This window comes from Legionella sp. PATHC035 (assembly GCF_026191115.1).
In the GTDB taxonomy this organism is placed as follows: Bacteria; Pseudomonadota; Gammaproteobacteria; order Legionellales; family Legionellaceae; genus Legionella.
The window spans coordinates 303,657-326,334 of record NZ_JAPHOT010000001.1; the positions used below are offsets into that span (position 1 = coordinate 303,657).

Sequence of the window (22,678 nt, forward strand, 5' to 3'; positions counted from 1 at the left end):
AGTGTCTGAAAATGAACTATTTTTTTCTGTCTAATTAAGGTACAATGCTTAGGGTTAGACACTCTCCAGGACTATTTATAGAATGACCGTAGCTCAGAAATTAGATAAAGCAAGTGGTATTTTATTCTTCGCTGGCTTTTTGCTTTCAAAGCTCCAATATCTGCCTTTTCCAATTGTATCAGCTGCTTTCAGATTTGTTTCACTGGGGATCTATTTACTCGCATATCTTTCTTGGCTTACAGCATCCATTCTTCATCCAGATCATAAAGAACACTATCAAAAATGGTACGGTTTTGCCCAAATAAAAGAACAATTTTTTTATTCATCATTCATAGGGTTAGGTGCAACTATCCTCAGTATTGCTGCGGTTTTTATCCCTGCCCTATTCCCTCCAGCAGCTTGGCTCTTTCTTCTGGGTAACCTGGTATGGACCGTTGGCGAATATCATAAATTAAGAAACCCACAGGATAAAAATACCCCTTATTCTAAGCAAAGTGCTTATTTTGCCTATGCTACAACATCATCTGCTATCTCATTAGTCACCGCAATCTCAGCCACTCTTATATTCGTATTTCCTCCTATGGCAATCCCTATTACTATTTTTTCGCTGATCGTTTGTGTAGGGCTTGGTGCTTTGGCCTTTGAATTCTGGCTTACCTCCTCTTTTGGGGAACATAAACCAGCCCCTGAACCTGGACCTGGTAGTTATGTGCAAATGGGCGATACACTGGGCCCGTCACCTTCCCCCGAACATGCTGATACGCCTGAACCAGGCTGTTGGAGCAGCTTGTTCTCCAGTCCCAATCAAAAAACTAATAAAAAATTTTCAAACTCTATTGAATTAAATGATGCAGTGCAACTTCAAGAAATTGCAGGAGGACATAGTCTTAGTAGCAATAGTCTTTTATAATTGAATAAATTGTATCTATTTTATTGAGACTTATTATGGATCCCAAAATTACCACAATGATTAAAAATGCACATCAAGCACTTGCTCATTCTTACTCACCCTACTCCAAATTTAGTGTGGCCTGTTGTATTTGTACGGATAAAGATAATCTGTATACAGGCGTCAATGTGGAAAATAGCTCTTATGGTTTGGCAGTATGTGCAGAAACTTCAGCAATATCAGCAATGGTTTCTGCGGGGGAGCAGCATATTAAAAGTATGGTGGTACTTGCAGGAACCAATGCATTGTGTTCACCATGTGGTGCGTGCAGACAAAGGATTTATGAGTTTGCAACACCCGATACCCTAGTCCATCTATGTAACAAAGATTCGATATTGCATAGCTTAAAAATTGATGAACTCCTGCCGCTGGCTTTTAAGTTTGATTTTAACTCTTAACATAATAGGAAAATTTGTATGACCGATACTGCAACCAAGCAGAACTATGCTCATTTAGCAGCAAACCATATCAAAAAACTCTATCCTTCATTTAAGCCAACTATTGCGGTGGTTTTGGGATCAGGATTAGGTAAATTTGCTGATGAATTAAAAGATTCAATACGTATCAATTATGATGAATTACCTGGATTTCCCAAAATTACAGTACAAGGACATGGTGGTAATTTAATTCTTGGCTATTGGAACAACGTAGGTGTTGTTTGTTTGCAAGGGCGAGCTCATACGTATGAAGGTATCGAAAACTATGAGACGGTTAAGACCTACGTTCGTACTATCAAACTTCTAGGATGCACCCATTTTATTGCAACCAATGCCTCAGGCTCATTAAGAGAAGATGTTGGCCCCGGGGAACTAATGCTCATTTCCGACCATATCAATTTGCAACCAAGTAACCCTTTAATAGGTCCGAATGATGATGAGTTTGGTCCAAGATTTTATCCTTTAGATAATGCTTATGATAAACAGATGCGTTTCGATTTATTATCAATTGCAGAAAAAAATTCAATCAAGCTGACTGAAGGAGTTTATATCTCTGTACTAGGCCCACACTATGAGACGGCCGCAGAAATTAAAGCATTTAAAATTTGGGGAGCAGATGCGGTAGGAATGTCTACAGTTCCAGAAGTTTTAGTAGCAAACCACTGCTCTATGCATGTAGCAGTAATTGCCATGATAACTAATTACGCGACTGGCCTTTCAAAAACAGCTCATAGTCATGAATCAGTAGTTGCCATGGCAGAAAGTGCCGCTGAGCAGCTTAATCTTATCCTTAAACAATATATTGCGAGCTTAAAGTGACTTTAGAGACCCATTTTAACGAGGTCATGTCTGTTTTGCTTGGCAGTTATCCTCATTGTGGGATAACCGCCAAGCAACTGATCCATACACTCGATCTCACCTTATTGGATGAGCAAGCAACCGATGAATCATTATCTCAATTAAAACAGAATGCCAATCTGAATCATGTTGCTGCACTATGTATTTACTTACAACATCTAGAACAGTGTTCCTCGCAAAATATTATTCCCTTGGCAACAGTGGTCAACTTTCCTCATGGAAAGGATGAATTAGACTCTTCACTTGCCTCTATAGAACAAGCGATACAATTAGGCGTGACTGAAATTGATTATGTCCTTCCATATCATTTGTATCTACAGGGACAGAAACAAAAAGCATTAGCCCAATGTCGTGCTGTTTCTGAAACATGCAAACAACATAATCTTGTTTTAAAAATTATTTTGGAAACGGGCGCTTTCCCTGACATGCAAACCATTTATAATGCAAGTAAAGAGCTAATTGGATCAGGTTGCGATTTTCTTAAAACATCTACAGGTAAAATCCCTTCAGGTGCAACTTTATCCGCAGTATTTGCGATTTTAACTGCAATTAGAGATACAAAAGCTGACTGTGGCGTTAAGGTTTCTGGGGGTGTTAAAAAAACCCAAGATGCATACAATTATGCGATGCTTTCAGAACTAATAATCGACAAACAAATTCACAAAAGCTGGTTTCGCATAGGAGCGAGCAGTTTATTAAACGAACTGTTAAAAATAATTTAATTCTCGGTTATACTTCGTGCGGCCAAACATTAAATTGATGATATGACTCGGTCTTATTTCGGTCATGTCCTAACTGGAGTTTAAGCCCTATGAATAAAATCAACTTATTTAAATCTGTTTTAATATTGCTTTTTGGCTTTATTTTAATAAGCTGCAATAAAGCATTGCCTCCCGGTGAGTATGATACAAATGAAGTTGGCAAAGTTAAAAAAGTAATACCCGGGACAATTATTTCTAAACGTCCGGTGAACTTACATCGAAACATGAATAATATGACTAAAAGCACAAGCAATGGGTTTGTAGATAATGGTTACAGTCAAACCCGTGGTGTTGAGTACGTCATTAAATTGAATTCTGGTGGAATTATTTCTGTTGTTCAGTCCGAAGATCTCCGGCTTAAAACAAAACAAAAAATTCTTGTAATTTATGGAAAACACACACGTGTTGTAGCAGACAATGGAAGTGAGACGTTTTAATAGACTGTATCAATCACAACATCTATTGGATGAATCATTCTTTGATGTGAATAGAGCCTGGTTGCAAACAGCCAGGCTTTGTTAGTTCCTAAAAGATGACCTAAGACTTTAGATGCATTCATTAATTAGAGCTCTATTGATTACCCTTTTTTGCTTTTTAGCGCGTCAATTCGTTTATTAAATAAACATTCAAGCTCATTTGTTATATCGCAACTGCTAACCACATCCATGCACCATAGTACCCGCTCACGAGAAACGCTTTAAAACAATCCTGAGGTTCTCTTTTCCTGATAAGTTTCTGTTGGTAAATCAAGATAAAACCCGCTGCACACCAAATAATATAAAAAAATAAACTCATTTGATTTACCAATGCCCAATAGAGCCATAAGCCATGAAATAAACTTTGTAACACACCAATAATCAATCGATCATTATCAGCAAACAAAATTGCAGTAGATTTTACCCCAATTCGTAAATCATCTGCTTTATCGGCCATAGCATACATGGTGTCATAAACAAGGATCCAACAAAAATTGATTAAAAATAATAAAAAACATTCAATAGTTAACGAGAAACCTGAGGCGACATAAGCCATAGGTATTCCCATAGAAAATGCCAAACCAAGAATCAGTTGTGGAGCGTCTAAAAAACGTTTGCAAAATGGATAGAGCAAAGAAACAAATAATGCGATTAATCCAAGATAAAAGCAATTTCGCGGTAACTGAATCAATATAAACAATGCGGCTAAAAGCAATGCGATTAATAAAAGAAAAGCCTCGGGTAAAGTCACCTCACCAGCAGTCAGTGGTCTTAATTTAGTGCGGGCGACATGCCTATCGATATTTCGATCTGCAATATCATTAATGACACAGCCCGCTGCTCGCATCAGAACTGTACCGCTTAAAAAAAGGAGGAACAGTCGCAGTGATGGTTCTCCTTTGTTTGCTAGCCACAAAGCCCATGCAGTAGGATACCATAGCAATAAAATTCCTACGGGTTTATCAAATCGCATTAATCGCCAATACGCATTCCATTTCATGGATTCAAATTCTCAAGTTCGGGTAACATAATTTCAACTAAATAAAATGACTGCCTTTGTTGAAATGAAAATTCTGCGAGACGAACCCAAAGTACACCATGAGCTGAATCAAAATTTCGTTTTACCCAATGATATTCTAAACATTGTTGATCGGCGGGATAACTGATCCATTGCACGCGACGCACGTTTTCTTCATCAAAAATTAAGTTTTTTATGGATTCATTTTTAAGACGTCCAAAAAAATCAGGAGCGAGGTCATAGCATTTTTTAGGAATAATACTTCGGGCATACCAATAAGCGACACCATGACTTCTCATAATAATGTCACGCTGAAAAACCATATCATCTTGAATTTGTAAAAGATTTTTATTCCACCAATCAGTATTTTTCCAACATTGTGAAATAAGTTCAATTTTTGCCTCACCGTTTATTTGCTGCAATTTATCAGTTAATGAAGATTGATAGTTGAGCCACTCGGTAAGAGTCTCGGATCTTTTTGCATTTATTGTAAAAATAGATTGGGTATTAATAGCCATCGATGATATTACTTAAAACAAAATATTATCAGTAAGATCTTACAAAATTAACGCTCCAGCGACAAGTTATTGCTGACCCTTATTCTTCCCAGTCGATTTAAAATCAAAGTGACTTGTTGATGAGTCACTTTATTAATTAAGGTAAAATGTCCATTGCTCATTGCCTGTCCAAGAAAAGTAGAAAATATGATCTTATTTGTTGAACCCGCGCCCTCCCAATTCAAACTCCAACGTCGATGACTCCATTGCCATTGATAAATCAATTGGGCTTGATTGGTTTGTTTATCAAAAAAACTCAAAACCATACCATTTGACCAATCAGATGAACTATCTATGGGAGCAAGATATACTGGATTGCCAAGAATTATCGCCTGAATCTTGGCATATTGAATTGCTGCTCGTAGCTCATCAATTATTGTTTGTTGCTCATTTTTATTGATGAAATAACTATATGAAGCAATTCCTAATAGTGATAACCCTATAAATAATGCCATTGTTATCACTAACTCAAGAAGTGTAAAACCTTTAATTTTCATACAAATAAATACTACTCCATGTCTATTCCTGGTGCGAGTGGAAGTAAATAAAATATCATGTATTGCAAAATATTACATGCTAAAAGAAAATGCCTCATCAGAGTCATCCTCTTCTTCATAATAAACACCTGAAACTACGGTTTGCAAAGGCTCACTTTTTCTGCTCATCGAACGAAGTAAACGCGTACTAATTTGAGAATCCTTGCTCCATATACGCAACATACGTAAACATTGGGGAAAAGATAAATCCCAACGTGCAAAATACTCGTCTTTATCCATGTTTTTATTCCCATTCAACAAATCAAGCACCTGACTCAATGCATCAAAAACCTCTTTACCTGGATTTTTTTTAAGTTCTTTTAATAACTGAATCACAATATGCAGCATTAAATGGGTCTCGTTGCGGATTTTTGCAAAATGATCTAAGCAAGCAAAAGGATCTTTCAACAAAAATGAATGCCGAGCGTAATCAAAGATTTTTTTGTCCGTGCTGTCTTTTAATAAAGACTGCGAGAGCTTTAAGAATACTGGATATACCGCAAGTAAAATTTTGTGATTCTCCATTCTCACTGTAGAAGAAAAGCTGTGCGGTATTTCATTACCAAAAAAAGTTAATGGACGTTCTTCATGTAAGGGGCTATTTAACGAAGAAGATCCCGAATTAAAATAAAGAGCTTTTAATTCTTGAGCCTGTTTGAGCAAATCAACGCGATTAGGAGCAGTAGATTCCTCAAGAAGTTGATACACCCTATCAAACCATTGTCTATCGCCTCTATAACAACAATACGAGAGCAATTCGCCTAAAGAGCTGAACGTCTCATACATGAATTCCTCATTATCATACTCATCAAATTCATTTTTTTGATAGCGCATATTTAAGTAATTTATTGTTTCCTTGTAACCTGACTCAATCATTTGTTTTCTGGTTTTCTCTTCCACCGTAAATGATGAGGTAGATACATTATCCACATTGATCACAATCGATTGGCATGCATATTTTCTTAATTTCAAACGGTCTTTTTCCCACCCACTGGCAGGATCACTAACCCCAGTGAGCAAGCGATAAATCCAGTTTAATACTATATTTTCTCTATATACTCTATCCATTACCCGATCTATTGCCTTTCTTTCGGGGCCATCATCGAATTTGACTGCGAGTACTTTTAAATTATTACCATATTCGGATTCGAGTAATGTTGTATGATCATCCACAAAGGCTTCGGTAGGAAAATTATTCAATACACCACCATCATTATGTGGATCTCCATCAATATCCGTCGAACGATAAACTATAGGAAAACTTGCTGATGTTTTCACTGCCTCACTTACTTCAAAATTAGGTGAGCGTAGAAATGAAAAATAGCGCGTTTCGCCTTTACGCTTATTCGTAGCCGTCACCACCAACTCTTTCCCTATGCCACATCCAGGACATTTTTTTCTTATCTCCTCTAAAGTTGCGAAAGTAATTTTTCCTTCTGGATACGGAATTCGATATTGAGCAACGATTTCATTTAATTTATAGGCAATTGCATAATCAAGAGCTGTCTTTAACGAATGCGCCTCTGAAATTCCATTAATATTAATATCAAAATGAACTAAATGTTCATGTTTAAAATGTTTAAATAATTCTTCAATTTCAGCCGCTGAATAGCCTAAATAACACATTAAAGCCATAATGGCGCCCGCAGAACTACCCGCAAACTTTTCAGGATATATTCTGGCTTCATTTAGCGCCTTCCAAACCCCAATATGGGCAAAAATTTTTGCACCACCACCGCAAAGAACAATATTTTCTATATTAGGTTTTCTTTCTCTGACTAAAACCTCATGAGATTTTAAAAATCGATATATTTCTATTTTTTTTGATTCATATAAGGGAACTATTTGTCTTTCTTTAATAGATTTGCTTTTAACCTTTTCCTCACCCAACCATGGAAATAACCAAATCCAAATTCGAATATACCAAGGTTTCATGGATACAAATCGCTGCATTTTTCGATAATCATACATTTTATCGAGACGTTCCTGCGGATCAGACACTTCTATTGATTGAGGATGTGGGCTTTTGCATACCGATTCAAATTTGATATTTTTTAAATTGAGCGTAATAAGCTGTTCGACTAATTTATCGGTAATAAAAATTCGTTTTGTATTGCCTAAAGGTTCTTGTTGTAAATCATTGTGGGCTTTGTACTTTGTTCCGGTTCCAGGTACTAGAAATTGATTGAAGCCGATCAATATTCCATGAGTCCCTTTGCACATCTCAATTCCAGTCAATTGATAATGAGATATTTTTTTCAGCGACAAATCGATATCGCTTATTTTCCAATAGTCTAGATACAACCCTTGGAACCAGCTTACTAATCTACCCCACCATGACAAAGGGACCTCAGCAGTAAAACCTCGATATTCATTTACGGTAACACCCCTTAAAAACACCTTTGTTTTATCTTCTTGATGCGGATCTAAGAACCACTGCATAAATAGGGCTCTTTTTTCTTCACTTAGACGTGTGAAATCGAACATCATCTGCTCGTTGTCAAATAAATAGTTTCCTAAGGCAATTTTATTATCAGGGGGTAAGCCGTTGATTTGTAGACGACCTAAGTAGGCAGTAATAATTATTTTTTTTAATAAATCCAGATTTTGAGCATATTGAGCTGAGTCAGAGTCAAGCAACTGACTTATTACGTGTTGTGGTGTCATCACTTATCCTTAAGTTATGATAATCCATTAATTCATTCAGCAGCTTTATTTTATTTTGCAAAATTTCCAAATCTGTTTATATCTTCTTTTTGCTTAAACTCCTGTTTTCTTAATCACCTTATTCATTTTAGTGATACGGTTGAATGCCTATCTGTTTTATTATTTTTAACCATCACAAATATAATTAACACAAATTTATCAGAAATTAAATAGCACTAATTAATCAAAAATTACACTTCATAGGTTGAAGTAAGTAAGATCGAGCAGAGGCATAAAGAATAATTTTTTAAGATAACCCTGGGTAACAACTTGTGTTACCCAGAGTTTTGAGATAGTTAAACTTATTGAATACTGTTTAGAATTTCTGCGACAACGAGTTCTGGATTCACTGATTGGGTGATTGGACGGCCTACTACTAAATAATCACTACCTTCCTCAATAGCATGTTTCGGCGTCATCACTCTTGATTGATCATCATTTGCATCATTTGTAAGTCTTATTCCTGGAGTAACGGTAATAAATTGATCGCCACACGCCCTTTTAATTACGTTAACTTCTTGAGCGGAGCTAACCACTCCATCTAAACCGGATTCTTTGGTTAAGATCGCCAGTTTTTTTACATGCTCCATGATTGGTGTATTTATGCCAATAGAAGTCAATTCGTTTTGATTAAAACTGGTTAAAACTGTTACAGCGATTAATAGAGGTCGATTAGCGCCATACGCATCGACTGCTTTGCGTGCCGCCTGCATCATGCTTATTCCCCCAGAAGCATGAACATTCATCATCCATACCCCTAATTCAGCACCGGCCTTACACGCATTTGCAACAGTGTTGGGAATATCATGAAATTTTAAATCCAAGAATACCTTAAATTGCCGCTTCACTAATTGTTTCACAAAATCGGTGCCAAATAGAGTAAAAAGCTCGCTACCGACTTTTAAAGCACAACTTTTAGGGTCAAGCTTTTCGATTAGGCTTAAAGCCGCATGCTCGTCATCAAAATCAAGCGCAACAATTAATTTGGGTATCATTTTATGCCACAGCCTCTTCTTCGCGGATTTCCAGGGCATTTTTAACCGCAGCAACAATTTTCATTTGTTCGGCTTCTTGCAAATAAGGATGCATCGGTAAACTGATCACTCGACTACTTGCATGTTCAGAATGGGGAAAATCGCCCACTTTATAACCTAAATAAGCTAAAGCAGTTTGTTGATGCAAGGGAATTGGATAATGAACTGCTGTTGGGATTCCTGATTCGCTCATTGATTTTTGAAAAGCATCACGATTATTTACTTCAATTGTATATTGTGCGTAGACGCTTGTGTTATGACTATGAATATAAGGTGTTTTTACAAATGGCGAGAGCATCTGATCATAAGCCTTAGCAACCCTTTGCCGCATAATGATTTCATCTGGGAAAAGTTTCAATTTTTCAATTAGAACAGCAGCTTGTATGGTATCCATACGTCCATTAATGCCTATTCGATTATGACAATAACGCGCATTTTGTCCATGAATTCTTATTTCAATGAGTTTTTGTGCTAAAGCATCATCATTGGTAAAACAAGCACCAGAATCACCATATCCGCCTAAAGGTTTAGATGGAAAGAAGCTAGTACATCCAATTGTTGATAAGGCACATGAATACTTACCTTTATATGTTGCACCGAAACTTTGTGCTGCGTCTTCAATGACCGGAATACCATAACGAGCAGCAATAGCATTAATTTCATCATGTTCTGAACATTGACCATACAATCCAACGGGCATTATTGCCTTAGTCTTACTGGTAATAGCCGCTTCCAAATGTTTGGGATCCATATTATAGGTGAGCGGGTCGATGTCGACAAAAACTGGTTTGGCTTGGCAAAGACTAATTACTTCTGTGGTGGCAAAAAAACTAAATGGAGTAGTAATAACCTCATCTCCAGGCTGAATTTCTAAAGCCATTAATGCCATTAATAAGGCATCCGTTCCACTTGAGTTGACAATAACATGCTTCACACCTACAAAATCAGCCAATTGCTTTTCAAGCTCGGTAATTTCAGGTCCCATGATATATTGGCCATGATTCAAAACATTTTTAATACTGGCCAAAATTTCGGTTTCTATTATTGAATACTGTTTTTTTAAATCGATAAATTGCATCATAATCTCTTAAAATTAGTTAATATCCTTCCAAACCATGGACAGGTTTCATTCTTCCCCAGTTTTTACAACCGGGACAATGCCAATGCAGATGCTTACCACCAAAACCGCAATGAACGCATCGATAAACTGGCTTATTGTCTAAAAACTTACTCGTTATATCATAAAGCATTTGTAATTTGTCACGAACTTTTCCGTGAGCAGTTTCAAGATGCCAATAAATTAACTGATTTAAACCTCTTATTGATGGATGTTTGCTTAAATTGTCTGCTACGAAATCTATAGCGGCATCCATATTCTTTTGTTGTCTTAAATATTCTGCGATGACAAAAATTACTGAAGCCCGAGGATGATTTTCTAAGGTCTGCTCAAGATACTTGATGCACTCATCCATTGTATTTAATTCTTTGTGGCATATAACCAGTGGTTCAATAATTTCAGTTAAAAAATCTGCATCTTGTTGTGGGACACGCTTTAATGAGCGAATGGCTTGCTTGTAACGACCTTCTTTCATTTCTAGGTTTGCATTCATTAAACTGGCTCGAACTGATTCATTATCCACAGATATAGCCTGTTTAATACAATATGTGGCCTTATCAATTGCATTACTTTTTAATGCCTGACTGGCCATTTCACAATAATAATGAGCTGCTTGATTGTGAAAACTAGTTCCAGTTGAAATTTCTAATTTTTTAATTACATCTAAAGCTTTTTCCCAAGCTTTTTCTTGCTGATAAATGGCTAGTAGGCCATGCAAACTTCGTGTTTCTTTAGAACCACCTAACTCCACAACCTCTAAAAAAATTCGCTCTGCCCTATCAAACAATCCGGCACTCATATAATCCTGGCCAAGAGCCATTAAGGATTCTTTCCTTTGCACAATACTTAACTGAGGTCTTGCAATCAAGTTTTGATGAATTCGGATGGCTCTATCAACTTCGCCACGCCGCCTGAATAAACTTCCCAATGCAAGGTGAGTTTCTACCGTATCACTATCTACCTCTAATAATTTAATAAAAATATCAACAGCCTTATCAGGTTGTTCATTTAAGAGATAATTAAGTCCGACAACGTATTCGCGGGATAAGCGGTTGTATAAAGTAGGATCTTCTTTGGGCTTAGTACGATTTGCCATCCACCAGCCCGACCAAGCAGCAGCAGGCAATAGTAATGGCCATAAATCAATCATTATTACCCTCCTCTGTGCATGTTACGTTTTATATAATAAAAAAACTAATGTTGATCTTGCAATGGAATTGATCGTAAGTTTTTAATTTCTTTTTCAGTTAATTTCAATTGATTTTTAATTTTGTAACATTCGGCTTTCAGACGCCAATATCGTCCAATAAATAGTATAAAACCCACTAAAATACCAATGCCCAACATAATCGTCATTAGAACTGAAATAGGCATGGATATTGTTTTAAAATAAAAATTAACATCTACCGAAGTAGCATTTAGGGCAGCAAAACTAACGCCAATAATAATGAGCAGTAAATAAATAACCAGCATTAATATGCGCATAAATTCTTCCTTTTGTTGCCTGGGCAGTAAAAGCGAAGTGCAACCCGGTTTAACCAGGAGACTATAATAACATAAACCTGAGCTCACTTCGCCTCACTCAGATTATTTAACAAGATAAAAACAAAAAAGCGTAGAAAAATCTACGCTTTTTTAGCTATTTGACAATAAAGAAATTAATCACTTTCTTTGCTTGCCATTTTTTCTTTCAACAAATCACCTAAAGTTGTTGTTGATGCACCTTCAGTTCTAGAGTACTTCTTGATCGCATCCGCTTCATCTTGAGCATCTTTCGCTTTTACTGAAAGAGTAATTGAACGGTTTTTACGGTCAACATTGATGATTTTTGCTTCAATCTCGTCACCTTCTTTGACCAGAGTAGTCGCATCATCAACACGCTCATCTGAAAGCTCACTCGCACGAATAGTACCAGTGATGTCATCTGCCAATGCTACAGTAACTGTTTTAGCGTCAACAGCGACAACAGTTCCTTTAACGATAGCTCCCTTGGTGTATTCATCAACAAAACTTGTAAAGTTGTCCCCTTCAAGTTGTTTAATACCTAAGGAAATTCGCTCGCGCTCAGGGTCTATAGCAAGAATGACTGCTTCTAATTCCTGTCCTTTCTTAAACTGTTTTACTGCTTCTTCACCAGCAACAGTCCAGGAAATATCAGACAAGTGAACTAAGCCATCAATATCCCCGTCTAAGCCAATGAATATTCCGAAATCAGTGATTGAACGAATCTTACCACTAACTTTTTGGTTCTTATTGTGAGTTGCAGCAAATTGTTGCCATGGATTACCCACACATTGCTTCATACCTAAAGAAATACGACGTCGTTCTTCATCAATTTCAAGAACCATAACATCAACTACATCACCAAGTGAAACCACTTTACTTGGATGTACGTTTTTATTGGTCCAATCCATTTCAGACATATGGACTAAGCCTTCAACACCTTCTTCAATTTCTACAAAGCAACCATAATCAGTAATATTAGTTACTTTACCTTGTAATTTTTTGCCTATTGGATAACGTTCTACCAGGTCAACCCAGGGATCGTTACCTAATTGCTTCATACCTAAAGAAACTCGGTTTCTTTCGCTGTCAAAGCTTAACACTTTAACTTTTACATCTTGACCAACTGATAATACTTCACTCGGATGTTTGACCCGTTTCCATGAAATATCAGTAATGTGCAGCAAGCCATCTATGCCGCCCAAATCAATAAATGCACCATAATCGGTAAGGTTTTTGACAATACCATGGAGCTCTTGGCCTTCATGTAGAGACTCAAGCAATGCTTGTCTGTCTGCGCTGCTTTCTTCTTCAACAACTGCCCGACGTGATACAACAATATTGTTGCGCTTTAAATCCATTTTAATGACTTTGAATTCAAGCTCTTTTCCTTCAAGATAAGAAGGATCTCTTACAGGTCTGACGTCTACTAATGAACCAGGTAAGAAGGCGCGTATTGTTCCAATTTCAACAGTAAAGCCTCCTTTGACCTTGCCGGAAATAAGACCAGTAACTGTTTCATTGTTTTCATGTGATTTAGATAATTTTCGCCAAGCTTCCTGACGTTTTGCTTTTTCTCTTGAAAGGAGCGTTTCGCCGTAGCCATCCTCGACTGAGTCCAGCGCTACTTCGACAGTATCACCCAGGTTGACTTCCAAGGCACCATCTTTGTCATAAAATTCTTCTTTAGGAACAATTCCTTCAGATTTTAGACCGGCATTTAAAATGACATAATCACTATCGATACCGATAACTTTGGCATTAATAATGGCACCAGGATAAAATTGAGCACCGGCAATACTTTGCTCAAACAATTCTTTGAAACTTTCAGACATGTTAATAAACTCTTTAGTAAAAAAATGAAAGAATGAGTTCCACTCATCTTTCCCCTAATAAAACTTACCCATTGTGCATACGTTCTTTCATTAATTCTAATACAATATTAAACACTTGTACAATGGATAAACTGGTTGTATCAATTTGTACTGCATCTTCTGCAGGTTTTAATGGCGCATGTGCACGACCAGTATCCCTTACGTCGCGTTTAGCCAATTCTTCTACAACCTGCGCGAGGCTAACATTAATTCCTTTTTCTTTCAACTGTAAATATCGCCTATTTGCTCTTTCTGCTTCGTTCGCGTATAAAAAAATCTTTAAAATGGCCGATGGAAATACCACTGTGCCCATATCACGGCCATCAGTAACCAAACCGGGAGGTTGAGCAAAATTACGTTGACGCTCAAGCAAAGCTTGCCTTACTTCCTGAATAGCAGCAATTTGAGATGCATCTTGTCCACATTGCTCACTTCGAATTGCTGAGCTGATGTCATCTTCGTCTAAAATAGCTCGTGTTCCGTTATCGGAAGATTCAAAACGTAAATTTAAGGAGCGGGCTAAAGCAGTTAATTGCCCTACATCATGAAAATCGATTTTGTTCTTTCTTGCTGCATAAGCGAGAACGCGATAGATTGCTCCGCTATCAAGCATATTCCATTTAAGATGCTTTGCAAGTAATTGACATATCGTTCCCTTACCAGTTCCACTTGGCCCATCTAGGGTTATCACAGGTACGGCGTCATTGTACATTATCAACAATTTCCTCTATTTGTAGCTGAAGTTCCCTTGCTGTTTCTATGAACAAAGGAAATGAGGTAGCTACATTGGCACAATTTTTAATAGTAACGGGTTCACTAGCTACAGCTCCAGCGATTGCAAAAGACATGGCAATACGATGATCCCCCCTACTTTCAACACTACCTCCGTGCATTATTCCACCCTCAATCATGACACCGTCATCGAATGCTTCCGCATGAATACCTAGTTTGCTTAGGCCATCAACCATGGTAGCAATACGGTCACTTTCCTTAAAACGTAACTCGCTTGCTCCATGAAGTGTAGTTTGTCCTTGGGCACATGCTGCGGCTACAAAAATAGCAGGAAATTCATCAATTGCAAGTGGAACCATATGTGCACCAATATTTATTCCTTTCAGAGGCGCGTATTTAACGCGTAAATCAGCAACCCACTCTTCTCCGAGTTGTCGCTGATTTAAAAGAGTAATGTTGGCGCCCATTTCGAGTAAAATGTGAATTATTCCCGTACGTGTTGGATTAATGCCAACATTGCGAATGAGGACATCAGAACCAGGAATAATCGTGGCCGCAACCATGAAAAATGCTGCCGATGAAATATCTCCAGGAACAAAAATCTCAGTACCCAAACATTCACTTGTTGAATCAATCATTAGAACATTGTCTTTATGATGAACGGGATAAGAAAAGTATTTGAGCATCAGCTCTGTATGATCACGACTGACACCGGTTTCTGTAATTCGAGTCTTGCCTCGAGCATAAAGCCCGGCCAGTAGAATACATGATTTCACCTGAGCACTTGCTTCAGGCATTACATAATCGATTCCATTAAGTTCTCTTCCACCTCTAATTGTTATTGGAGGTTTGCCATCCACAGTCGTTATATCAGCACCCATTTGTGTCAATGGCTTGCTAATCCGTAACATGGGTCTCTTTAATAAACTTTCATCACCGGTCAACTGACTATCGAAAGGCTGTGCCGCCAATAATCCTGCTAATAGGCGCATGCTGGTTCCAGAGTTTCCACAATCAATAACTTGTTCTGGTTTCTTCAACCCATGTTTACCAACACCATGGATTACCACTTGGTGTTCATCAGGCCCCTCTATTGACACGCCCATTGCTTGAAATGCTTTCAAGGTCGCCATGCAATCCTCACCATCGAGAAATCCATTAATGATGGTTGTTCCTTTAGCGATAGCTCCAAAAATAATGGAGCGATGGGAAATCGATTTATCACCAGGTACAGTGATCTCACCTTTTATCGCGCGTACAGGTTTACTTATGAAATGATGTATTCTCACCGACTATTTTCCTTAGCAAATTCAGACATAAACTCAATCAGTGCATCAACCCCAGCCATTGGCATTGCATTATAAAGACTGGCGCGTAGTCCACCCACAAGTCGATGTCCCTGTAAAGCATATAAACCCCGAAGTTGGGCTAAACGAAGGAACTCACCCTCTAATTGCTCATTTTTAAGTGAGAAACATATATTCACAATAGAACGGACTTGAGGATCGATATTTGTAGTATAAAAATCTGAGCCATCCAGATATTGATATAACTTCGCTGCTTTTTGGCAGTTAATACGGTATATTGCTTCAACTCCACCTTGTTTTTTTAACCAATCAAACATTTTATCAGCTAAATAACAATTAAATACCGGCAAAGTTGCATAGAGTGAATGATGCTCTGCTTGAATCTTATAATTGAGCATGGTAGGCACAGGAGGAACAGGTACTCTCTCCAGTAGGTCATCCCGAACAATTACAATGGTTAGACCAGCATTTGCTATATTTTTCTGAGCTCCGGCGAAAATTAAACCATAATTCTTGATGTCTATGGGCTCGGTAAGCAGAGCAGAGGTCATGTCCGCAATTAATGTACTACCTTTTGTTTTAGGAACATAGGGGAATCGTACACCGTTGACGGTTTCATTAGGTGTATAATATACATAAGATGTATTTTCTTTTATTTCCCAACTTTTAGGTTCAGGAATTGTTTTATAACCATGTTCTTCGCCACTAGCGATGCAATAGGCTTTTTTTAAGTGCTGAGCTTCAGCCAAAGCCATATCCGACCATACACCAGTGACTAAATACCCCGCCTGCTCCTCGGGATGCAAAAAATTCATCGGAATCATTGCAAATTGAGTACGTGCCGCACCTCCAAAAAACAGTACTTGATAATTTGGAGGTATAAAAAGTAATTCTCTTAAAGACTGCTCGGCATGATTCAAAAGCGCCGAAAACTGAGAAGTACGATGCCCCACTTCAAGCACTGAAACACCTAAATTTTGCCAATCAAGGAATTCTTCCTGAGCTTCCTTTAATATGGCCTCAGGAAGCATTGAAGGACCAGCACCAAAATTATAAACTCGATTCGTCATCGCCATTTTCTTCAATTTCAATTTCGTTATCAGACTCATTAGAGTCTTCGCCCAAATCTTCAATTTTCTGCATACCGACTACTTTTTCACCTGGGCTAACATTAATTAATCGAACCCCTTGTGTATTTCGTCCGATCACAGACAATTCATTTATCCTAAAGCGTACCAACGTGCCTTTGTCTGTAATAAGCATGGCTTCATCTGCATCAGTCACTTGGACTGAGCGAACAACTTTACCATTCCGTTCGGTTACCTGAATGGAAATCACCCCTTGTCCACCTCGACCAGAAACACGATATTCTTCAATGGAGGTACGTTTACCGTATCCATTTTCTGTTGCAGTCAATATGGTTCCATCTGGGTGCGCTACAACCAAGGAAATGACTGCCTGACCTTCTTCTATGCGAATACCGCGCACACCACGAGCAGTACGACCCATCGGTCGTACTTTATTTTCATCAAAACGAACCACTTTTCCAGCATCGGTGAATAACATGATATCTTTACTTCCATCTGTGATATCCACACCGACCAGGCTATCATCTTCGTCAAGATCCACAGCAATAATTCCGTTAGATCTGGGACGACTAAAAGCATTTAAAGGTACTTTTTTGACTGTTCCTTTTTTAGTCGCCATAAACACATAATAACCGTCCTGATATTCTCTAACTGGCAACATGGCATTAATTTCTTCGCCTTCAGCAAGTGGTAAAATATTGATAATCGGACGGCCTCTGGAAATACGGCTGGCTAATGGAAGCTGATAAGCTTTGAGCCAATAAAGTTTTCCATGGTTAGAGAAACAAAGCAGCGTGTCGTGAGTACTTGCAATAACAAGACGTGAAACAAAATCTTCATCTTTAACGTTGGTTGCAGACTTGCCCTTTCCACCTCGACGCTGAGCCTGATATGCGCTAAGCGGCTGGTATTTTACATAACCCTGATGCGACAGAGTCACGACCACATTCTCTTCAGTAATTAAATCTTCAATGGTTAAATCTTCTTGTGATGCGGTAATTTCGCTACGACGCTCGTCACCAAACTGTGTTTTAATCTCAAGAAACTCATCACGAATCACTTGCATAAGCCGTTCTGGAGAAGCCAATATTTCCAATAGCTCGCGAATCAACTTCAATAATTCCTCGAACTCCCCTAAAATCTTATCCTGCTCCAGAGCAGTTAAACGATGAAGTCTCAATTCCAAAATGGCTTGGGCTTGGGCTTCTGATAATTTATACCCACCAGCCCCTAAACCAAACTCAGCAGCCAAATCATCGGGACGTGATGCATCAGAACCAGCTCGCTCCAGCATCGTTTTAACCATGCCTGCTTCCCACAACTTAGCAAGCAAAGCTTCTTTTGCATCTTGCGGGGTTGGTGATTGTTTAATTAAAGCAATCATCTCATCGATATTAGCCAAGGCAATACCTAGACCCTCCAATAAATGAGCACGGCTACGTGCTTTTTTGAGATCGAACAAAGTTCTTCGGGTGACCACTTCACGTCGATGTTTAATAAAATATTCAAGAATTTGTTTCAAATTCAATGTTCGTGGTTGACCATCAACTAAGGCAACCATATTGATTCCGAACACGTTTTGCATTTGCGTATGAGCATATAGGTTATTTAAAATGACATCAGCCACTTCATTTCGTTTTAGCTCGATAACAACACGCATTCCTTGTTTATCTGATTCATCTCTAAGCCCAGAAATCCCCTCAATTTTTTTATCACGAACCAGTTCAGCTATACGTTCAACCAAACGGGCTTTATTCACTTGATAAGGAAGTTCCGTAATAATGATGGCCTGGCGCCCAGAATCTTCATCTGTTTCAATTTCTGTTCGCGCACGGATTATGGCTCGACCTTTCCCTGTACGATAACCTTGAATAATTCCAGCTCTTCCATTAATAATTGCCGCTGTTGGAAAATCAGGACCCGGAATAATCTCCATAATGTCATCGAGACTTAATTCAGGATCATCAACTAAGGCAATACACGCATTGATTACTTCAGTCAGGTTATGGGGAGGAATATTAGTCGCCATACCTACCGCGATACCTGAAGAACCGTTGACCAATAAATTGGGAACACGTGAAGGCAAAACTACGGGAGCGAACTCAGTTTCATCATAGTTGGGACTAAAATCAACCGTTTCTTTTTCCAAATCCGCTAATAAAGCGTGAGCCACCTTAGACATTCTTACTTCGGTATATCGCATTGCCGCGGGTGCATCACCATCTACAGAACCGAAGTTACCCTGGCCATCAACCAAAAGATATCGCATTGAAAAAGGTTGTGCCATGCGAACGATTGTATCATAAACCGCTGTATCGCCATGTGGATGGTATTTACCGATAACATCCCCTACGACACGCGCTGACTTTTTATAGGGTTTATTCCAGTCATTACCTAACTCACTCATTGCATAAAGCACACGTCGATGAACCGGTTTTAACCCATCGCGAACATCAGGCAAGGCTCTACCGACAATAACGCTCATCGCATAATCGAGATAGGATTGTTTTAATTCATCTTCAATATTAACTGGCAAGACTTCTTTAGCTAGATAAACCATGGTTTGGACGTATCCTTGACGATCAATTTTAATAATAAAGAATACCACACAGACGGATTTAATTAAATCATCTATCCTAAAATGTACCCTTGGGAAAACGCAGAGATACAGTATTTCTGAGAGAGACAACAAAATGCACGCGAAACTTTAGTGCGCTCTATGCACAGAGCAAATTTATTATTTTTTTTACTGTTATTCTTTGAAATTCTAAACCATAATAAAATTGACTGTAAGTGAGCATTTTTATATAGTGCCACGCACAATCAATATGAATCCTTTATCAGGAGAAGCAATGACCAATAAAACAGCCACACTTAGCCTTGAAGGCCAAGAGCCGCTTGAGTTACCCGTATATACGCCTACCTTGGGAAATGATGTGATTGATATCACGAAACTGGGTGCAAGTGGCGTCTTTACCTTTGACCAAGGTTACTTATCCACTGCCTCCTGTGAATCTAAAATCACTTATATAGACGGCGATAAAGGCATATTGCTCTATCGCGGTTACCCTATCGAGCAATTGGCTGAGAAAAAAGATTTCCTCGATGTAAGCTATCTTTTACTTAATGGCGAATTACCTAATGCTGATGAAAAGAAAAAATTTGTTAGCTTAATTAACAATCACACCATGGTACATCAACAAATGTATCAATTTTTAAATGGTTTTCGTCGTGATGCGCATCCCATGGCAATTATGGTGGGCATGGTTGGTGCACTCTCTGCGTTTTATCATGAGACTTTGGATATAAATAACGCCGAAGATCGCTTTATTTCTGCAATTCGCATGGTTGCTAAAATGCCTACTTTCGCGGCAATGAGTTACAAATATTCCATAGGATTACCGTACATTTACCCACAAAATAAAATGTCCTATGCGGAAAACTTCTTGCATATGATGTTTAGTGTACCATCAGAAGAGTCTACTCCTGATCCGGTTCTAGTCCGTGCCATGGATACAATCTTTATTCTGCATGCTGATCATGAACAAAATGCCTCCACTTCTACTGTTCGCCTCGCTGGCTCAACAGGTGCCAATCCTTTTGCATGCATTTCTGCAGGTATCGGTGCATTATGGGGACCTGCGCATGGGGGGGCAAATGAAGCCTGCTTGAACATGCTCAAAGAAATTGGAAGTGTTGATCGCATTCAACATTACATTAAACGGGCTAAGGATAAAGATGATCCATTCCGATTAATGGGATTTGGGCATCGTGTGTACAAGAGTTATGATCCTCGAGCCAAAGTAATGCGTCAAACCTGCTATGATGTGTTGGAAGCTGTAGGTGCAAAAGATGAGCCATTATTCAAACTGGCTATGGAACTAGAGCGCATTGCCCTTGAAGACGACTACTTTATTGAGAAAAAACTATATCCGAATGTTGATTTCTATTCAGGCCTGACTTTGAGTGCTCTAGGCATTCCTACCAATATGTTTACAGTAATTTTTGCTTTGGCTCGAACTGTGGGTTGGATGAGTCATTGGATGGAAATGGTTGCCACCAAGTCACGAATTGGTAGACCACGTCAGCTTTACACTGGTGAAAAAACTAGAGATGTACCTTAAAATCGACATTTAGCCTCGGTTTAGCTCACGCCCATCATCCCGCGCATAACGAGGGACGATGGGCAATAAATTAAGAGTGTTTAACTATCCCTTTGCTTTTTGCAATGCCTGGCGCCAGCCCCGATAATCCATTTCTACTTGCTCTAAAGCTCTTTGCGGAATAAATTCTTGTTCCACACTCCAAATTGCATTGAGTTCATCTAAAGAATTAAAAACACCACATCCTAAAGCAGCCAACATCGCTGCGCCCTTAGCCGTGGTCTCGATATCTTTAGGTTTTTGTATTTGCAGTTGACATTGATCGGCTAAAAATTGTAAGAACCATTGATTGACAGCCATTCCGCCATCAACACGCAGTAAGGACAAATCCAATTGACTGTCTTCTCGCATACAAAGACATACTTCGCGCGTTTGGTAGCAAACGCCCTCTAACGCAGCTCTGGCAAAATGAGCTCTGCTGCTGGATAAGCTTAAACCGACCATGGACGCTCCAGGTACAGATAACCAATGGGGAGCGCCTAAACCTGTAAAGGCTGAAACTAAATAAACACCGTCATTTCCTTTTAATGAATTTGCTAAGGTTTCGGTTTCATCAGCATGAGTAATCAGTTTCATAGAATCGCGTAACCACTTTACAGTAGTACCCGCATGATAAATGCTGCCTTCTAATCCATAAACCGTTTTTCCATGTATCTTATAGGCTATGGTTGTCAAAAGCTTATGCTGCGATAAAACCGCCTTACTTCCGGTATTAAGCAATAGAAATGCACCGGTTCCAAAAGTGGCTTTTATCATGCCAATCTTGAAGCAGACCTGACCAATTAATGCGGCTTGCTGATCGCCAGCAACTCCAGTAATCGGAAGTTCAATACCCAACCACTTTTTATCTATCAGGCCAAAATGACTATCACTAGCACAGACTTTGGGTAAAACGGATTCAGGGATTCTAAAATATTCGAGCAAATCCCAATCCCATTGCTCTTCCTTAATATTGAAAAGCATAGTCCTTGATGCATTAGTCACATCAGTTAGATGCAAATGCTCCCTGGTTAAACGCCAGATAAGAAAGCTATCAATAGTGCCAAAAGCTAAATCCCCCTTATCTGCTAATTTTTTTGCTTCAGGATTATTATCCAAAAGCCATTTGAGCTTTGTCGCTGAAAAATAAGGATCAGGAATTAAACCCGTCTTCTCTTGAATCATCGATTCATCAACGATTAGTGTTTTGCAGTATTCAGCGGTTCTGCGATCTTGCCAAACAATAGCCGGCGCAAGACAATCTCCAGTTCTTTTGTTCCAGATTACGGTTGTTTCCCTTTGGTTGGTTACGCCACAAGACACTATTTGCTCCACAGGAACTCGAGAGAGAACATCACGCATGGCGGTCAGAGTTTTTTGCCATATTTCTTCTGGATCATGCTCCACCCATCCGGTTTGCGGATAATGTTGAGTGATTGGATATTGACTGGAAATAACTAATTCGCCATGAACAGTATATATCATGGCACGGGTACTGCTCGTTCCTTGATCGATCGCCAGCAAATAATTCATTGTTGCAGAGTTCCTTGTGCCAACTATTATGTGTATATTGTAAGTGTATA

Annotated in this window: 21 protein-coding genes; 6 read left to right on the forward strand and 15 right to left on the reverse strand. The window is 38.7% G+C overall.

What is annotated here, in order from left to right:
• Positions 1 to 82: 82 nt before the first annotated feature.
• The 5 genes from OQJ13_RS01330 (at position 83) to OQJ13_RS01350 (ending at position 3,442) form a co-directional block, all read left to right on the forward strand.
• Positions 83 to 910 carry a hypothetical protein gene (locus OQJ13_RS01330; RefSeq protein WP_265708638.1) on the forward strand — a complete coding sequence of 276 codons (828 nt, stop codon included), beginning with the start codon at positions 83 to 85 and terminating at the stop codon, positions 908 to 910.
• A gap of 35 nt (positions 911 to 945) precedes the next feature.
• Complete coding sequence (gene cdd / locus OQJ13_RS01335) at positions 946 to 1,347, forward strand: cytidine deaminase (RefSeq protein ID WP_265708640.1); 402 nt, start codon at positions 946 to 948, stop codon at positions 1,345 to 1,347.
• Between the two features lie 18 nt (positions 1,348 to 1,365).
• The gene (locus tag OQJ13_RS01340; RefSeq protein ID WP_265708641.1) at positions 1,366 to 2,205 is read left to right on the forward strand and encodes a purine-nucleoside phosphorylase; all 840 of its coding nucleotides are present in this window, start codon (positions 1,366 to 1,368) and stop codon (positions 2,203 to 2,205) included.
• Positions 2,202 to 2,966 (forward strand): deoxyribose-phosphate aldolase, encoded by a 765-nt coding sequence (deoC, locus tag OQJ13_RS01345; protein ID WP_265708643.1) that lies wholly within the window; start codon positions 2,202 to 2,204, stop codon positions 2,964 to 2,966. Before OQJ13_RS01340 ends, deoC begins: the two co-directional genes overlap by 4 nt.
• 89 nt (positions 2,967 to 3,055) lie before the next feature.
• The gene (locus tag OQJ13_RS01350) at positions 3,056 to 3,442 is read left to right on the forward strand and encodes a hypothetical protein (RefSeq protein ID WP_265708645.1); all 387 of its coding nucleotides are present in this window, start codon (positions 3,056 to 3,058) and stop codon (positions 3,440 to 3,442) included.
• Here OQJ13_RS01350 and OQJ13_RS01355 read toward each other — a convergent pair.
• The 14 genes from OQJ13_RS01355 to gyrA form a co-directional block, all read right to left on the reverse strand.
• Positions 3,439 to 3,564, reverse strand: a complete 126-nt coding sequence (locus OQJ13_RS01355) for a hypothetical protein (protein ID WP_265708647.1) — start codon at positions 3,562 to 3,564, stop codon at positions 3,439 to 3,441. The two genes, OQJ13_RS01350 and OQJ13_RS01355, sit on opposite strands and share 4 nt — an antisense overlap.
• An 80-nt stretch (positions 3,565 to 3,644) precedes the next feature.
• The gene (gene ubiA / locus OQJ13_RS01360) at positions 3,645 to 4,481 is read right to left on the reverse strand and encodes a 4-hydroxybenzoate octaprenyltransferase (protein WP_265708649.1); all 837 of its coding nucleotides are present in this window, start codon (positions 4,479 to 4,481) and stop codon (positions 3,645 to 3,647) included.
• Entirely contained in the window at positions 4,478 to 5,017 is a 540-nt protein-coding gene (locus OQJ13_RS01365; protein WP_265708651.1) for a chorismate--pyruvate lyase family protein, read from the reverse strand. The genes ubiA and OQJ13_RS01365 overlap by 4 nt, the downstream gene beginning before the upstream one ends.
• Positions 5,018 to 5,064: 47 nt before the next feature.
• Complete coding sequence (locus OQJ13_RS01370) at positions 5,065 to 5,553, reverse strand: GspH/FimT family pseudopilin (RefSeq protein ID WP_265708652.1); 489 nt, start codon at positions 5,551 to 5,553, stop codon at positions 5,065 to 5,067.
• 72 nt (positions 5,554 to 5,625) lie between these two features.
• The gene (gene vpdC / locus OQJ13_RS01375) at positions 5,626 to 8,259 is read right to left on the reverse strand and encodes a Dot/Icm T4SS effector VpdC (protein WP_322783737.1); all 2,634 of its coding nucleotides are present in this window, start codon (positions 8,257 to 8,259) and stop codon (positions 5,626 to 5,628) included.
• Between the two features lie 341 nt (positions 8,260 to 8,600).
• The gene (gene pyrF / locus OQJ13_RS01380; protein WP_265708656.1) at positions 8,601 to 9,293 is read right to left on the reverse strand and encodes an orotidine-5'-phosphate decarboxylase; all 693 of its coding nucleotides are present in this window, start codon (positions 9,291 to 9,293) and stop codon (positions 8,601 to 8,603) included.
• 1 nt (position 9,294) lies between these two features.
• Positions 9,295 to 10,410, reverse strand: coding sequence for a DegT/DnrJ/EryC1/StrS family aminotransferase (locus OQJ13_RS01385; protein ID WP_265711865.1), 1,116 nt, complete (start codon positions 10,408 to 10,410; stop codon positions 9,295 to 9,297).
• A 19-nt stretch (positions 10,411 to 10,429) separates the two neighbouring features.
• Positions 10,430 to 11,599, reverse strand: coding sequence for a lipopolysaccharide assembly protein LapB (lapB, locus tag OQJ13_RS01390; protein WP_265708657.1), 1,170 nt, complete (start codon positions 11,597 to 11,599; stop codon positions 10,430 to 10,432).
• A 44-nt stretch (positions 11,600 to 11,643) separates the two neighbouring features.
• A complete protein-coding gene (locus tag OQJ13_RS01395) occupies positions 11,644 to 11,934 on the reverse strand; it encodes a LapA family protein (RefSeq protein WP_265708658.1) in 291 nt (96 codons plus the stop codon).
• Positions 11,935 to 12,107: 173 nt separating this feature from the next.
• Complete coding sequence (rpsA, locus tag OQJ13_RS01400) at positions 12,108 to 13,787, reverse strand: 30S ribosomal protein S1 (RefSeq protein WP_265708660.1); 1,680 nt, start codon at positions 13,785 to 13,787, stop codon at positions 12,108 to 12,110.
• A 64-nt stretch (positions 13,788 to 13,851) separates the two neighbouring features.
• On the reverse strand, positions 13,852 to 14,538 hold the full coding sequence (gene cmk / locus OQJ13_RS01405) for a (d)CMP kinase (protein WP_265708662.1): 687 nt from the start codon (positions 14,536 to 14,538) through the stop codon (positions 13,852 to 13,854).
• Complete coding sequence (gene aroA, locus OQJ13_RS01410; protein ID WP_416209900.1) at positions 14,528 to 15,847, reverse strand: 3-phosphoshikimate 1-carboxyvinyltransferase; 1,320 nt, start codon at positions 15,845 to 15,847, stop codon at positions 14,528 to 14,530. Before aroA ends, cmk begins: the two co-directional genes overlap by 11 nt.
• Positions 15,844 to 16,935 carry a 3-phosphoserine/phosphohydroxythreonine transaminase gene (gene serC / locus OQJ13_RS01415; RefSeq protein ID WP_265708663.1) on the reverse strand — a complete coding sequence of 364 codons (1,092 nt, stop codon included), beginning with the start codon at positions 16,933 to 16,935 and terminating at the stop codon, positions 15,844 to 15,846. Before serC ends, aroA begins: the two co-directional genes overlap by 4 nt.
• Complete coding sequence (gene gyrA / locus OQJ13_RS01420; protein WP_265708665.1) at positions 16,916 to 19,513, reverse strand: DNA gyrase subunit A; 2,598 nt, start codon at positions 19,511 to 19,513, stop codon at positions 16,916 to 16,918. Before gyrA ends, serC begins: the two co-directional genes overlap by 20 nt.
• Before the next feature lie 292 nt (positions 19,514 to 19,805).
• Between gyrA and gltA the strand changes: the two genes are divergently transcribed.
• Positions 19,806 to 21,077, forward strand: coding sequence for a citrate synthase (gene gltA, locus OQJ13_RS01425; RefSeq protein ID WP_265708666.1), 1,272 nt, complete (start codon positions 19,806 to 19,808; stop codon positions 21,075 to 21,077).
• 84 nt (positions 21,078 to 21,161) lie between these two features.
• Here the strand turns inward: gltA and glpK are convergent, their stop codons facing one another.
• The gene (gene glpK, locus OQJ13_RS01430) at positions 21,162 to 22,628 is read right to left on the reverse strand and encodes a glycerol kinase GlpK (RefSeq protein WP_265708668.1); all 1,467 of its coding nucleotides are present in this window, start codon (positions 22,626 to 22,628) and stop codon (positions 21,162 to 21,164) included.
• Positions 22,629 to 22,678 lie beyond the last annotated feature (50 nt).